This window comes from Allobosea sp. BK604, assembly GCF_004341515.1.
Classification (GTDB): domain Bacteria; phylum Pseudomonadota; class Alphaproteobacteria; order Rhizobiales; family Beijerinckiaceae; genus Allobosea.
This window is the reverse complement of sequence record NZ_SLZF01000002.1, coordinates 80,249-93,072: the sequence shown is the minus strand read 5'-3', so window position 1 is coordinate 93,072 and position 12,824 is coordinate 80,249. Positions and strand designations below refer to the sequence as shown.

Sequence of the window (12,824 nt, the reverse complement as noted above, 5' to 3'; positions counted from 1 at the left end):
GGGCCCGCCAAGCTTTTGGCGAGCCCTCAATAGAGCGCGCCTAAGCCGCCTTGGCGACCGCCGCCGAATTCGCCGGTGCGCCCAGCTGCGTCAGCAGCTTGTCGGTTTTGGTCTCCTCAGCCAGCGTCGCGTCGAGTAGCGCAACCGCTTCCTTATGGCCGAGCTGCTTGGCCCACGCAGACAAGGTGCCGTAGCGGGTCATTTCATAGTGCTCCACAGCCTGCGCTGAAGCGACGAGGCCCGCGTCGAGAGCTGGGCTGTCCGCGTAATCCTCCATGACAGCCTTGCCTTCCTCGATGATGCCGAGGATCGCGTCACAGGTCTTGCCGCGAGGCGCCTTGCCGATCGCTTCGAAGACATCGCTGAGACGCTCAACATGTCCCTCAGTTTCGGCGCGGTGTGTCTCGAAAGCCTTCTTGAGCTCCGGCGACTTCGCCGCTTTGGCCATCTTCGGGAGGGCCTTCAGAATCTGCTTTTCAGCGTAGTAGACGTCCTTCAGCATGTCGTGAAACAGATCGTCGAGAGCCTTGGGTGCGGATGGTGCCATGGTGGTTCTCCCCGGTGGCGTTGATGGAACGACGACATAACGAGAAATTCCGCGCCCAGTTCCGGACGAGGCAGGATCCGCGTCAGGAGGCTGTGAGTTGTCAGTTGCTGAAGCATCCGCTCGCGAAGCGTATCGATGACGAAGGCGCCGCCGTGGCTGAAATAGCGGAGGCCCGTGAAACTGAACCTGGTAAGCGACGTTGACCTGAGCGGAGTTCGCGAACTCGTTGTCACGCGTGGAGGCTCGTATGTATCATCCTTCATTGGACGCCGCGATTGTCATCAGCAATTGGCGCATGCGGCCGCCGACGGGCAAGCAGGTTCGCCGCGTTTTCGCTGCGCTGGGCCACGAGGCGGACGTGGTTGGGGGGTTGGCAGCAATCTGCGGGCGTACGTCTGGCTACGTAAACTGGCACCTTTCCAACGAGGCCGTTATTCCAGCCTGCTTATTGTCAGCAGCCCTGAAGTTCGCCGCGCAGCACGTTGCCAGTCAAATCACTCCCTCGATGAGGCCGAGTGACTGAGCTTCTAACGCCTCAATATACCAGTTTTCAGGCGCCCGTTTGAGCACGTCTTCCATAGTGACGGACGAGCCGGCGATCAAGTTTGCAAACCCTTCGTTCTGTATTTGGATCGACTGGTCAATTTCGTTGAGCTTGGCTCGCAAGCTCGCGATGCATGTTGTCAAAGGGCCATGGAGCGATATTTCCGCCTGCAGCTTTCTCTCGTGGATCATCAGCCGAGTGCCCCGCGTCAGATAACGGTTCGGTTTGGCGAAGAAACTCATAAACGTCGCGCCCGCTGAATATATTGCCGCTTTTCCAAGAAATACGAACCGGCGCGATCGTTCGTGTTCGCTATGAAAACGGATGTCTTCACCCATCATCCTCGCAACCTCCGGGTCACCACCAAGGGTGCTCAATTCGACAACGACGATGCCCTCGGCAGGCGCGCTGTTCAGCTGCTCGCGGAAAGATTTGTACATTGAATAGTCGACAGCGCCCGCGAGTAATATGACCGGGTTTGCAAACTCAGCAGACGCAAGCTTGCGATCAACTGAGGTGCCAATCGACTTAACTGCTAGGGTGTTCATTAGGCACTTCCTACTTGCCTTGAGTTTCCGCCTTCAACTCGGACGAGAAGGAGCTGTTCCCGGTACCGCCGGGGTGGGCTCTCGTTCAATGCAACCTGCACCGCGGTCGATGGGGCTCAGCGCCCTCTGCTTGCGGCAGTACCGACTGTAGCGTTCTCAGCGTTAGGACTGGGCTTCCGGCTTAAGGCCGCCAGGAGTTGAGCACAGTGTCGGTATCGGCGATCGCTAGTTGTTGGCTGAGGCGGCACTCGAACATGGATACGAGAGCGTTGTGACCTTCGTCAGACGAGCTGCAGATAGCGTCGCGCACAACGACAACGAAATAACCCAGATCTATCGCGCCGAGCACTGTGGAAAGAACACAGACATCGGTTTCCGCGCCTGACACGACCAGCGTGTCGGCGCCGCGTTTCGTTAACAAAGCGGCCAATCGCTGATCCGCAAACGCCGAATAAACACGCTTGTCGAAAAGGCTGGCTGGCGGCACGAATCGCGTTAGCTCGGGCATCAGCTCGATGAGCTGAGGGTCAAGCCTCTCACGGGTCGCTTCCCGCCAACGCTCGTAGTAAGGGCGCCAAGCGCCGGGCGCCTCCTCGGGAATACGGGGCGGCATGAAGCGCGTGAAGATTGTGCGGGCCGGATCATGTTCCACCAGGGCCACACAATTCGGCAGAACCCGCGCCATCCAAGGCGTGGGCCAAGGGCCATCACGCGAAAACAGGCGTTGCATGTCAACACAAAGGTGAAGCGACTTATCGGTCAGCCTGAGCTCGCTGCCGTCCCACATTTGACGTTCCCTTGCGATCTACTTCGACGCCACAGACGACCTTGATCTCGCTGCCGTTTGCATTGGCGAAAGGCGAAGCGATAGGGCGTCACGGTGAAGTCCGGGAGAGGGCGGTTGTGTGTCCTCGCGACTTGGGGCGTCACTTCAAAGCTTTCACGATGGCGGCCTTCTGCCTTGGGGAAGCCAGCGTCATCGCCAGGATAAACCCGGCCAGGACGAAGCAAATGCCATTCGTCAGAATGAGCGGCCATTCGCCCTTCAGGATCCCGTAGAGGAGCCACAGCAGGAAGCCGATCGTCGTGATTGCGTACATGGGCGCCGAGAGCGCGGCGGTGTCGCGTGTCTTCAGGATCCGCCAGGCTTGCGGCACGAAGCTCACAGTCGAGCACAGGGCCGCGCCGAAGCCGATCACGGTGATCCAGTTCATTGATCCTTCCGATCGGGATTAAAGGATCGGCTTACCGCCGGTCACCGCGATCGTGGCGCCGGAGACGTAGCTCGACAGGGGGTCGGCGAGCATCACATAGGCGGTCGCGAGCTCCGCCGGCTGTCCCGGCCGCTTCATCGGAACTTGTTTGCCAAAATTCGCCACCCTCTCGGCGCTCATTGTCGACGGGATGAGCGGGGTCCAGATCGGCCCGGGCGCGACCGCATTAGCGCGGATCTCCTTCTCGGCCAGGAGCTGGGCTAGGCCTGCGGTGAAATTCTGGATCGCGCCCTTGGTCGTGGCGTAGGCGAGCAAGGTCGGGTTCGGCATGTCGGCGTTGACCGAGGCCGTGTTGATGATCGCACTGCCCGGCGGCATGTGCGGGACCGCCGCCTTCGTCAGGTAGAACATCGCGTGAATGTTGACCTTGAAGGTGAGCTCCCATTCGTCGTCGCTGATCTCGCTGATGTCGTCGAAGCTGGCCTGATGAGCGGCGTTGTTGACGAGGATGTCGATGCCGCCGAGTTCGGCGAGCGCCTTATCGACGATCGAGCGGCAATGGGCGGCCGACTGGATGTCGCCCGGCACGAGCACGGCCTTCCGCCCCTCCTGCTCGACCCAATGCTTCGTCTCGGCCGCGTCCGTCTCTTCGTCGAGATAGGAGATCAGCACGTCGGCGCCCTCGCGGGCGAAGGCGATGGCGACGGCGCGACCGATGCCACTATCGGCGCCGGTGATGATCGCGCGCTTGCCGCTGAGCTTGCCTGAGCCCTTGTAGGACTGCTCGCCATGGTCCGGCTGCGGATCCATCTGGCCGGTCGCGCCCGGCATAGTTTGCTGCTGCTCGGGGAAGGGCGGTTTGGGATGCTGGTTCATCACGGGCTCCGATGACAATCAGGATTTGGAGGAGTGCTCAGACTTTCCCTTCCGCTTAGTCGAAGCCAAGTCGTGGAGTTCCTTCTCGCTCATCGATTTGGCCATCGACTTCGACGCACCCTTGAGTTCGCTCTTTTTCTTGTCTCCGCGTTTGGCCGCGAGCGCCGCTCCGGCCGCTTTCTGCTGGGCCTTCGATTTTGCCGGCATGATCAACCTCTCCAAGTTGCAGGGCTAGCAACCAACCCAGTACGGGGATTTCCCGTTCCACTCCGGCAACAAGCACTCCGCACCGTCTCGTCGGGCGCTCGCACTAACTTGCCTTTCTATGCGGGAGGCAAAGGTTTGACCGCCGGCCCATTGAGGACCGTGCCGTCAGGCGCAAAGTGTGAGCCGTGGCAGGGACAATCCCAGCACTGCTCGAATGAATTCCATTTCACGTGGCATCCTAGATGCGTGCACACCGCGGAGACTTTCACGACCTCACCAGAATCGGCGCGGTAAGCGGCGATCTTGCTCAGGCCATCGCGGAGTATCGCGCCTTCGCCTTGCTTCAGCTCGTCCACGGACGTGATTTCGCTCGGCATCACGTATTGTGCAAGGTTGGAAACCGCCGTCAGATTCTCTCCGACAAACGCCCCGAAACGTTTAGCGGGGGTGCGAGAGGGATCGTAGATCGCGGCGTATTCGCTCTGTTCGTCCGCTATCAACTTCGGGATGATCAAGCTCGCAACGACGCCGTGGGTAATGCCCTGGCCGGAATCGCCTGTTGTCACGTAGACCCGCTTGCTATCTGCATCGAGCCCGATGTAGGCGCCAAAATCCAACGTATCCATGACCTGGCCGGACCAGCGATGGGTCTCCCGGCCGAGTTTGGGCACAAGGGTTTTGACCCAGGTTTCGAGCGCAGCAAAACGCTCGACGGCGTTATCGTCCTCACCTGTCTTGTGGTCTTCACCACCGACGATCAACAGGTCATTGCCATCACTTCCGCCGGTCAGCCGCACATAGTGATAGGGATCAAGCGTATCCCAGTAGAGCGCGTCGTTAACAAGCCCGCGCTCGATCTCGAACGCCATGGCGTAGGTTCGATAGGGAGCTTGTTTCGTGTGGTAAGCGTACCGGGCGTGGATCGGGGAGTTCGTCGCGACGACAGCGTGCCTGGCTGTGACCGAGATGCCGTTCGCCGCACGCACGGTCACACCATCCTCGGTCTCCTCGATTTCCTCGACCGCCGAGCGAGGGTGGAGCCTGCCCCCTTTCGCCGAGATGACATCGCAAAGCGCTCGAAGGTATTTCAGCGGATGAAATGTCGCCTGCTCGGGATAGCGAAGATACGGCGTCGCATGCAGGCCCTGTAAAGGGAGCCCTGATCCACGCATGACGTCGACTGCGATGTGTGCGGCCGCCTTGACCTCGTCATCAAGCACAGTTTCTTCGTCTGTCGGGGCGAGGAAGAGGATGCCGTCGAGCCGGCGAAACTCGCAGTCGATCTCATGCCGGGCAACGATACTCTCGATTCGATCAACTGCGGCCGCTTGGCTGGCTTGAAAGGCGCGGGCAGCATCGCGCCCTCTCTTTGAGACGAGTTCTGCAAGAGAATCGTCACAGATCGGCGCAAGATGCGCTGTCGTGCGCGATGTCATCCCGCCGGCGATTTCACCGCGGTCGATAACTAGTACCGAGACCCCTTTTTCCGCCAGCTCATAGGCAATGGAAAGCCCCGCGATTCCGGATCCTACGACGACGATCTCGACGTCTGTGTCCTGTGAGAGCGGTTCTGCCTCGGGAGCGACTTCAACATCCATCCAGACGGATTGGCTACGCTCTTTCATCGCGGTCATGGCTCTCACTCCTTTGGCGAATAGGCCAACGCATTGGTGTCACGCCCGTTCAACGTAATGCCCAGTGCAGCCGCTCTTGCAGCGTCGCGATGAAGCAAAATACGTGGCGGCCGCGGTTGCTGGTTTCCCCGCAGAGCGGGCGCCGGAACCGGCAGCGGTCACCACTGTTGACCGGTTAACCGGGTTAATGATGACCCGGCTGAACCCAGCCAATGTCGGCATCGCAAGCGACACCTCGTGGTGTGCGAGCGCTGACCTGTGGAGGAAAAAATGGCCAACAACGACAAGCGGGGCTTCGGCTCGATGGACGACGACAAGCAGCGTGAGATCGCCTCCAAGGGTGGATCGAGCGTGCCATCCGAAAAGCGCAGCTTCTCTCAGGATTCCGAACTGGCGTCGGAGGCCGGGAAAAAGGGCGGTGAGAACAGCGGCGGCGGCAACCGTCAGCAGGATGCTGCGTCGTCCGATAGAAGCCAGCAGGGTGGAGGTGGTAACGAACGTGGCGGTTCGGGCAACTTCGCCAATGATCCTCAGAAGGCCTCTGAGGCTGGCAAAATGGGCGGCCAAAGCTAGGATGCTGCGCTTGAGCCGCTAGGCTTCGCCCCGTCAGCGTCAGCTGGCGGGGCATTGTTTTTGAGGCGCCAGACCCTCGTTCTACGCCGCAGCCATATTGGCCTCACCTGACCCCGATGAGGCGCTCCGGTAGCATTGTCGGGCCTCGGCTTATAAAGCAAAAGGTAGGCGCACAGGCGGCGCTCGCAATCAACCGATCGCCTTCTGAAGTATCTCTAGATTAGCAAGGTGCTCCTTGATGTGACCGCGCGCGAGCGCCGCGATAGAGCGATGCGTGGCGTCTTTACCGGTGCTCAGATAAGCTTCCTGAATTTGCAGCAGTAGATTGTGGCCATCGATCTGCCCCTTGACGTAAGCCAAGTCGTAGGACTTGCCAGCGGGCAAGGAGGCGAGGGTGTCGATCATCGCTTTCCCGTCGCCAGATGGTTTGGGTGCGTCACTGATCCGGGCCGCATCCTTGATGACAGCGGCCACCGTCTCCTGCTCCGCGGCCTCGAACTGAGCAAACCGCTTCACGTTCGCATCCGTCGCTTTGTTCATGGCGACGCGGCTTGTCTCCAACGCCACCGTGCCGGCTTCGAGCGTCTCGCTTGCATGCTTCGCCTCGAGCGAAGTCGTGGTCTGGCTCGATTGCCCGAGGACAGACGTTGGAACGAGAGAGGCAGCCAACGCGCTTTGTATGAGGGAGCGGCGGTTCATTTGTGTCCTCCAAACGTGTTCAATCCATAGGCAAACTCGACCGCCTTCTTGAGCAGTCGAGTTCGACCCATCAGCTGATCAGCGCGACGCCTTGTAGAGCTTCGTCGCGATCTCAAACATTTCCTCCGGGGCATAGTCGGGAGTGAAAGCTGAGGGCACGCCGGTGAGTTGGTGGATCTTGCCACCCTCCGGCATGCCCTCCACAACCTCGAGCTCGCCAGGCGGATCACCCGGGAGCGCCATCTCGCCATTTCCCCAAAGGCCCGACATGCCGCGGTAGTCGGCGGGGCTAAATGTGTAGAGCCTGCGATGCGACCCTTCCTGCAGATACTTCTGGCATTCCGGAATGTTGGACAAATTGATATTGGGCGTCGGCAGCATTTTCTCGATTTCAACGCCGGTGATCTGCTTGAGCGCTAACGCGTAGGCGTGGGCATGGACCGATCCTCGAACCAACAGATAGCCGCAGACCTCGCGCCCCGTAGGATCGCTCAGCGTCTCGTATACCCGCAGTTTATGCAGCCGCGCGCCGCACTCGAGATGGAAATTATGGAGGAGGTCAGTAACGACATTGCCGGTGGTGGTGATGAAATCATTGTTCCAAGGCGCGCCGTTACTGTTGACCGGGGTCGCACCGCCCCCATTGGATAGAAAGGCGGCGGCAAGCCGGATGTCTTGCATCGCATTATACGGGGCGTCGGAGATGTCCCCACCATCAGCTTCGTCGCCGTCGTTGTCGGGACCATTGTTGAGCATTGCCACGCCATTGCTGACAAGCTCGACATGACCAATCTCTTCAGCGGTGATGCTGGCAACCAAATCGTAAAATGGCCTCAGCTTATCTTTGCTGCGGAAGTTGAAGCTCTGAAACATATAGTTTCCAAGCGTCGACATCTCACCATACTTCCCTCCTAGCAACTCCTGGAGGGCAGCGGCAGCGTTTGGATCTTTCTTCTTCGGCGCGGGGAGTTCGGTCTGCAACTTGTCGATTCGCATAAACATTTGCCGTCTCCGTTGGCCCCAGCCTGAGGAGTAGTGGCGGACTACCGTTTTGCCTCTCTCGTCGAGAAGCCATGAAGCCGGGAGCTACAATCCCGAGGCCGAACTCGCTGAGCCTGTGAGCAGGACCTGCGAGTGCTGCAGGTCCAACAGCCCATTGCTGAGGGGGTTCCGCGAGCAGCTGTTGCGCCGACAGTCGGTTCGTCCCGGCCTAGCGAAATCTAGGGTAAGATGAATCAAGATCGTTTCGTATGGCGGTGGCGGCCAGCCCGGCCTCGCCCATGGCGTGGCTGATCTGATCTAATCCAATAACGACGTCTCCCGCGGCATAGACTCCTCTAATGCTCGTGCGTTGATGCATATCGACCTTTACGCAGCCTTCCTCCGTGACGTCCGCGCCCAAGGCAGTTGCAAGATCCGAGTGTATGATCGAACCGAGCGCCGGATATATCGCATCGAATGAAATCCGCCCGGCCGCGGTGGACAAGCTCAGCCTCTTGCCATCCAGCTGAAATTGCTCCGCCGGCCCGCCGATGAGACGGACGCCAATCTTCTTGAGATGCAGGGCGGACGACTCAGCCAGTCCCTCGCGCCCGGCGAGGATGAAAGTGACTTGGTGAGTGTAGGACCTCAGGAATTCGCACTCCTTAGCTGCCCCGACTGCATCGCCGATCACTGCAACGTCTTGCCCGGTCACCTCATAGCCATCGCAGACGGGACAATAGCGCAGGCATCCAAGCGCAAGTGCTTTCGAATGAAGCGTGTCGTCCATCGCAGGGCGTCGGTTGGTAACGCCGGTGGCGATCAGCACCGAGCGCGCGTCGATGGAAAAGTCATGCCCTCGGACCACGAAGCCGCCGGTGCGCGGACGGACTTCCTGAACCCGACCATCAATGATCCGGGTGCCAAATTTGAGCGCGTGCGACCGCATGCGCACCAGGAGCTCCTCGCCCGAAATTCCCGCTGGAAAGCCGGCATGATTATGCGTACAGGCGATCTGTAGAGCTCGACTGTGCCCAGCGTCGACAACGGTCACGCTCAGATGAAATCGCGCGAGGTAGAGTGCCGCCGTTAGCCCCGCGGGTCCCCCGCCGACGACGAGACAGTCGATAATGTTTGACATCTGTTCCCGCGATCAGGTGGGGGTGCGCGCGTGTGAGCACCAAGAAAACGCGTGAAGCTCGAGATCGACCCGTCGTGAAGGACTGCGTCGCCAACAGAAGCGCATTTCGGTCATTGTGCAATGCAACATAAGCGGACGATCGCCGTTTAGGCCTTGTCAGCCATTTCGGTATGACCCGCAAAGGAATGCCGCGATGCGCAGTATCTCCGACACCTTGGTCCGCATGAAAGCATCCAGTGGAAAGATCTCGCTGGGCAGGGCAATTTCTCACCCTTCACGCCTGTCTCGGCTCAGCGAGTGGGGCGACAATCCAGGCGCGCTCCTGGCGCACAGCTATGTGCCCGAGGGCTTGTCGCGACAGGCTCCACTCGTTGTGGTGCTTCATGGCTGCACGCAGACGGCGGCCGGCTACGATCACGGATCGGGCTGGTCTCAGCTCGCGGACCGACATCAATTCGCGGTTCTCTATCCCGAGCAGCAGCGGGCAAACAATCCAAATCTCTGTTTCAATTGGTTTGTGCCCGGAGACATCGCACGTGGCGCCGGCGAGGTCCTGTCAATCGCCCAGATGGTCCGCCGCATGATCGAACTCCATGACCTCGATAAGCAGCGGGTCTTTATTACCGGGCTCTCCGCCGGCGGCGCGATGACCACGGCTATGCTTGCCACTTATCCCGAGCTCTTTGCAGGTGGCGCGATTATCGCCGGGCTCCCATACGGATGCGCAACGTCAATCCCCGAAGCCTTTGACCGGATGCAAGGGCATGGGCTGCCCTCGGGGCGGGAGCTCGAGACGCGCGTCCTCGGCGCATCGGCTCACCGGGGCTCATGGCCACGGCTCTCGATCTGGCATGGCACCGCGGACCAGACGGTCGCGCAGGCCAACATGGACGCCATTGTCGCACAATGGCGCGGCTTGCACGGCCTTCAAGCCGTGAAACATCAAGAAAACGCCGTCGGCTTGCACACCAGGCGGGCGTGGTGTGACGGCGCCGGCACCGCACGGATCGAGGCGTTCAGCGTTGAAGGCATAGGGCATGGCACGCCGCTCAACAGCGCGGATGATATAGGCGCGCTGGGACCATTTATGCTCGACGCCGGAATCTCATCCACGCGCCATATCGCTCGCTTTTGGCAACTGACGGAAACGGGGTCGGAACTATCGGTCCCCAGCCGGACCGAGGAGACGCCATCTGGTCTTGGCTCGGAGCAACTCAGGGGCAATCGTGGCAAAGCTGTTTGGGAGGTGCGAACGCCAACTTCAGGCGTCGGGAAGGTGATCGAGGATGCACTGCGAGCCGCGGGATTGATGCGATAGCAGTAGTTCGCGGCGTCGCGCAAGGTTTTCAGCTGGCCGTATCGACCCGCGACACCTGCACGGTCTGCGAAACCACCGTACACGCCTTGTCCGTGGTCAGGAAAGCCGTGTCAGCCGCATCACGGCCGTGGGCTATCCTTATTATCCCCTCGATAGGGGCGAGCCGCGTGGGATCGACGAGCCACCAGGCATTTTCAAGGTAGACCTCCATGACGGCGTGGAAGTCGGGTGGCTGAACATCAAGCGAGTACGCGCTAACGGCTCGGGCCGGGATCGAAAGCGCTCGGCAGAAGGTGATGCCCAGGTGTGTAAAGTCGCGGCAAACGCCGGCTCTCACAGTGAAGGTGTGCGCTGCTGACGACTCCGGCGTGCTAACACCAGCAACATAATCGACCTCAGCGGCGATCCACTCGAGGATCGACATCACACGGCTCACGCCATCGCCGGCACTGCCAAACTCTCGCTGGGCAAATCGCTGGAAGCTGTCGCTCGGACAGAAGCGGCTCGGCAAGAGATACGCAAGCGCCTCAGGCGGCAGTTCGTTCCACAAATGCTGCCTGCCAGACCTCGGAAGCAGACTCCGCATTCCGTTGTCAACCGTCGCCGTGTAAACGATGGAAGTCTCGGTGGACAGGCAAGTTCTGAAACGGCGATCGCCTCGAACGTCCTCGTCTTCAACGAGCGCTGCATCTGGACTCAGAATTAGCTCCTCAGACAATATCGTCTGATCCCCCGAATGAGAGGCTTGAATGAGGCCTATGACCTCTGTCGGTCCCGTAAAGTTGTAAACAAGTTTGGCCGAGGCAGTCAGCTTCACTGGAAAACCTATCTAGCGTCTGGAACACGACCGGCGGCGGACGAGCGCCTGCGAGACGCTCGTGCCTTATTGTGAAGCTCAGCCGCGCCGGATCAAGTGGCTAAGATTGAGTTCTTCATCACGATGCTTGCCGCCGAGCATTGCGCCCATCCAGGACGCCGCAGCGCTCACGAGCAGCACCGCCGCGGTTAAAAACGCTGTCAGCACAGCCATCTTGCGAGCTTTCTCCGCGGCCTGCTTCGCCGTTTCCTTGGCCTGGGTGAGCTTTGCGAAAGCGTCGTCGACACGCTTTTCAGCCTCGGGTTGAGCAATTCCGGCCCGCGCAGACAGGCGAGAGGCTAGATATTCTCGATCGCCCGCTTCCAGCTTGCCAGTGCTCAGTCCGCTAACAAACGCGCGGCCCGCTTCGGCGCGTTCATCGGGGGTGACAGGGGTCGTCCCGGTGGAGCGCATAATGCTATCGAGCGCGTTTGCCATTGGGTCGGCTTGCTGACTTAGAAGCGAGGCGGCGCCCGATGTCGCCGACGCAACGCCCTGTGCGGCGGTGCGAGCCGCACCCACCAGCGAAGAGGTCGTTAATACGGTGACGAGCAGCGCGCCCACGGCCCAAACCACGAGGCCGTGAGCGCCGTCGCGCACATCGCGTTCATGGGCGCTGGCATCGGCGACCGGCCGGCGCATCCTGCCGGCGAGATATCCGCCAGCAGCGGACGCTGAAACGGCAACCCACAAAGCCCACAGGCCCGCAACAATCGCGATTACAGTAACGCTGGTGCTCCGGCCCGGCTCGGGTGAAACCAACGTGAGGCCAATGGCGGAGCCGAAGGCGGTCATAACCGTTGAAATGGCGACTGCGAGCGCGGCACCTCCGAAAATTGATCCCCATTCGAGATAGGAATGCGTCGTCTTCGCGGCCGACGCCGGCTGCTCGGTCTGAATCATCGTCATTGTTCTATCCTTCAACGCAGGCCGAGAAACGAGAGAACGGCTAAAAGGACCACGACCAGTCCGACGAGATAAATGATGCTGTCCATGGTGCCCTCCATTGGTGGTGCGCAGCTGCGCGGGCGGTAAACGGACCGTCGGAGCGATTGGTTCCGACCGCGGACAGCGAGTGAGAAATGGGGTGGCCCGGAACCGAGGGGAGGGGATCACGTTATCCGGTGCATGAGTGCACCCGCGAAGAGGAGTAGTGAAGATGGGCCGTGGAATTCTTCTCTGGATGCTGGGTGTGCCGCTGCCGATCATCCTTCTGCTGGCATTCTTTCGGTAGCGCTGTACCGATTTTAGTGTTCGGGCGCATCGTCGCTTCGCGTGACGCGCGCTACTGGTCTGCACTAACCTAAGCTGTTTCGGCGGTGACTACGCCCGGTTCGATACCAGCCTATGCGTCTGTGCCCACTCCGCGTACGGGGTATTTTTCGCTAGCTGGCGATTATAGTCGGGCGCTCCGTCGTCCCACCATGGCGGTCCACGCTCCCCTAAAAGTATCTTCGCAGCGTTGACCGCACGTCGTGCCTGGCTTGGATCGGCACCGGCTCGCTTGGCGTCTCGGACGCCCCTCCGGGCTCGCATCAGCTCGTCCACGAGTTCGATTCGTCGATCTTCAGGCAGCGCGGGATTCGAGGACCGCCATAGGCGCCCAGCGACTAAAAAATAACGGCCATCGGGTGTGGTCGGGTGTTGAAGACGGGCCATAGTGCCTTCTGGGCGCAGGTCGTTCGC

The 12,824-nt window shown here is 60.3% G+C and carries 14 protein-coding genes; 2 read left to right on the top strand and 12 right to left on the bottom strand.

Features of this window, described 5'->3' with window-relative positions:
• Nucleotides 1-40: 40 nt before the first annotated feature.
• From EV560_RS05955 to EV560_RS05925, 7 genes are all read right to left on the bottom strand, one after another.
• Nucleotides 41-547 carry a YciE/YciF ferroxidase family protein gene (locus EV560_RS05955; protein WP_131854825.1) on the bottom strand — a complete coding sequence of 169 codons (507 nt, stop codon included), beginning with the start codon at nt 545-547 and terminating at the stop codon, nt 41-43.
• Between the two features lie 489 nt (nt 548-1,036).
• Complete coding sequence (locus EV560_RS05950; RefSeq protein ID WP_165923347.1) at nt 1,037-1,639, bottom strand: peptidase S14; 603 nt, start codon at nt 1,637-1,639, stop codon at nt 1,037-1,039.
• 181 nt (nt 1,640-1,820) lie between these two features.
• Nucleotides 1,821-2,426: a cysteine hydrolase family protein gene (locus EV560_RS05945; RefSeq protein ID WP_131854824.1), complete on the bottom strand. Its 606-nt coding sequence runs from the start codon at nt 2,424-2,426 to the stop codon at nt 1,821-1,823.
• Between the two features lie 139 nt (nt 2,427-2,565).
• Nucleotides 2,566-2,853: a SemiSWEET family sugar transporter gene (locus EV560_RS05940; RefSeq protein ID WP_131854823.1), complete on the bottom strand. Its 288-nt coding sequence runs from the start codon at nt 2,851-2,853 to the stop codon at nt 2,566-2,568.
• A gap of 18 nt (nt 2,854-2,871) precedes the next feature.
• Nucleotides 2,872-3,729, bottom strand: coding sequence for an SDR family oxidoreductase (locus EV560_RS05935; RefSeq protein ID WP_131854822.1), 858 nt, complete (start codon nt 3,727-3,729; stop codon nt 2,872-2,874).
• Between the two features lie 18 nt (nt 3,730-3,747).
• Nucleotides 3,748-3,936, bottom strand: coding sequence for a DUF3008 family protein (locus EV560_RS05930; RefSeq protein ID WP_131854821.1), 189 nt, complete (start codon nt 3,934-3,936; stop codon nt 3,748-3,750).
• Between the two features lie 116 nt (nt 3,937-4,052).
• Nucleotides 4,053-5,570, bottom strand: a complete 1,518-nt coding sequence (locus EV560_RS05925; RefSeq protein WP_131854820.1) for an FAD-dependent oxidoreductase — start codon at nt 5,568-5,570, stop codon at nt 4,053-4,055.
• A gap of 270 nt (nt 5,571-5,840) precedes the next feature.
• On the opposite strand from EV560_RS05925, the gene EV560_RS05920 reads away from it, so the two are divergent.
• Nucleotides 5,841-6,143 carry a con-10 family general stress protein gene (locus EV560_RS05920; protein ID WP_131854819.1) on the top strand — a complete coding sequence of 101 codons (303 nt, stop codon included), beginning with the start codon at nt 5,841-5,843 and terminating at the stop codon, nt 6,141-6,143.
• 189 nt (nt 6,144-6,332) lie between these two features.
• Here EV560_RS05920 and EV560_RS05915 read toward each other — a convergent pair whose 3' ends face one another.
• The 3 genes from EV560_RS05915 to EV560_RS05905 all read right to left on the bottom strand — a co-directional run bounded on the left by EV560_RS05915 (nt 6,333) and on the right by EV560_RS05905 (nt 8,964).
• Nucleotides 6,333-6,842 carry a DUF4142 domain-containing protein gene (locus EV560_RS05915; RefSeq protein ID WP_131854818.1) on the bottom strand — a complete coding sequence of 170 codons (510 nt, stop codon included), beginning with the start codon at nt 6,840-6,842 and terminating at the stop codon, nt 6,333-6,335.
• 78 nt (nt 6,843-6,920) lie between these two features.
• Nucleotides 6,921-7,844, bottom strand: coding sequence for a manganese catalase family protein (locus EV560_RS05910; RefSeq protein WP_131854817.1), 924 nt, complete (start codon nt 7,842-7,844; stop codon nt 6,921-6,923).
• Nucleotides 7,845-8,052: 208 nt separating this feature from the next.
• Nucleotides 8,053-8,964, bottom strand: a complete 912-nt coding sequence (locus EV560_RS05905) for an NAD(P)/FAD-dependent oxidoreductase (protein WP_131854816.1) — start codon at nt 8,962-8,964, stop codon at nt 8,053-8,055.
• Nucleotides 8,965-9,157: 193 nt separating this feature from the next.
• On the opposite strand from EV560_RS05905, the gene EV560_RS05900 reads away from it, so the two are divergent.
• Complete coding sequence (locus tag EV560_RS05900) at nt 9,158-10,282, top strand: extracellular catalytic domain type 1 short-chain-length polyhydroxyalkanoate depolymerase (RefSeq protein WP_131854815.1); 1,125 nt, start codon at nt 9,158-9,160, stop codon at nt 10,280-10,282.
• 28 nt (nt 10,283-10,310) lie between these two features.
• Here EV560_RS05900 and EV560_RS05895 read toward each other — a convergent pair whose 3' ends face one another.
• Nucleotides 10,311-11,099, bottom strand: coding sequence for a transglutaminase-like domain-containing protein (locus tag EV560_RS05895; RefSeq protein WP_131854814.1), 789 nt, complete (start codon nt 11,097-11,099; stop codon nt 10,311-10,313).
• 78 nt (nt 11,100-11,177) lie between these two features.
• Entirely contained in the window at nt 11,178-12,047 is an 870-nt protein-coding gene (locus tag EV560_RS05890) for a hypothetical protein (protein WP_131854813.1), read from the bottom strand.
• Nucleotides 12,048-12,824 lie beyond the last annotated feature (777 nt).

What these genes read in the sequence shown, in the direction of transcription:
- EV560_RS05900 (WP_131854815.1), top strand. Translation starts at nt 9,158, where the DNA reads ATGCGCAGTATCTCCGACACCTTGGTCCGCATGAAAGCATCCAGTGGA.
- EV560_RS05955 (WP_131854825.1), bottom strand. Translation starts at nt 547, where the DNA reads ATGGCACCATCCGCACCCAAGGCTCTCGACGATCTGTTTCACGACATG.
- EV560_RS05925 (WP_131854820.1), bottom strand. Translation starts at nt 5,570, where the DNA reads ATGACCGCGATGAAAGAGCGTAGCCAATCCGTCTGGATGGATGTTGAA.
- EV560_RS05945 (WP_131854824.1), bottom strand. Translation starts at nt 2,426, where the DNA reads ATGTGGGACGGCAGCGAGCTCAGGCTGACCGATAAGTCGCTTCACCTT.
- EV560_RS05950 (WP_165923347.1), bottom strand. Translation starts at nt 1,639, where the DNA reads ATGAACACCCTAGCAGTTAAGTCGATTGGCACCTCAGTTGATCGCAAG.
- EV560_RS05890 (WP_131854813.1), bottom strand. Translation starts at nt 12,047, where the DNA reads ATGACGATGATTCAGACCGAGCAGCCGGCGTCGGCCGCGAAGACGACG.
- EV560_RS05905 (WP_131854816.1), bottom strand. Translation starts at nt 8,964, where the DNA reads ATGTCAAACATTATCGACTGTCTCGTCGTCGGCGGGGGACCCGCGGGG.
- EV560_RS05920 (WP_131854819.1), top strand. Translation starts at nt 5,841, where the DNA reads ATGGCCAACAACGACAAGCGGGGCTTCGGCTCGATGGACGACGACAAG.
- EV560_RS05930 (WP_131854821.1), bottom strand. Translation starts at nt 3,936, where the DNA reads ATGCCGGCAAAATCGAAGGCCCAGCAGAAAGCGGCCGGAGCGGCGCTC.
- EV560_RS05915 (WP_131854818.1), bottom strand. Translation starts at nt 6,842, where the DNA reads ATGAACCGCCGCTCCCTCATACAAAGCGCGTTGGCTGCCTCTCTCGTT.
- EV560_RS05940 (WP_131854823.1), bottom strand. Translation starts at nt 2,853, where the DNA reads ATGAACTGGATCACCGTGATCGGCTTCGGCGCGGCCCTGTGCTCGACT.
- EV560_RS05935 (WP_131854822.1), bottom strand. Translation starts at nt 3,729, where the DNA reads ATGAACCAGCATCCCAAACCGCCCTTCCCCGAGCAGCAGCAAACTATG.
- EV560_RS05910 (WP_131854817.1), bottom strand. Translation starts at nt 7,844, where the DNA reads ATGTTTATGCGAATCGACAAGTTGCAGACCGAACTCCCCGCGCCGAAG.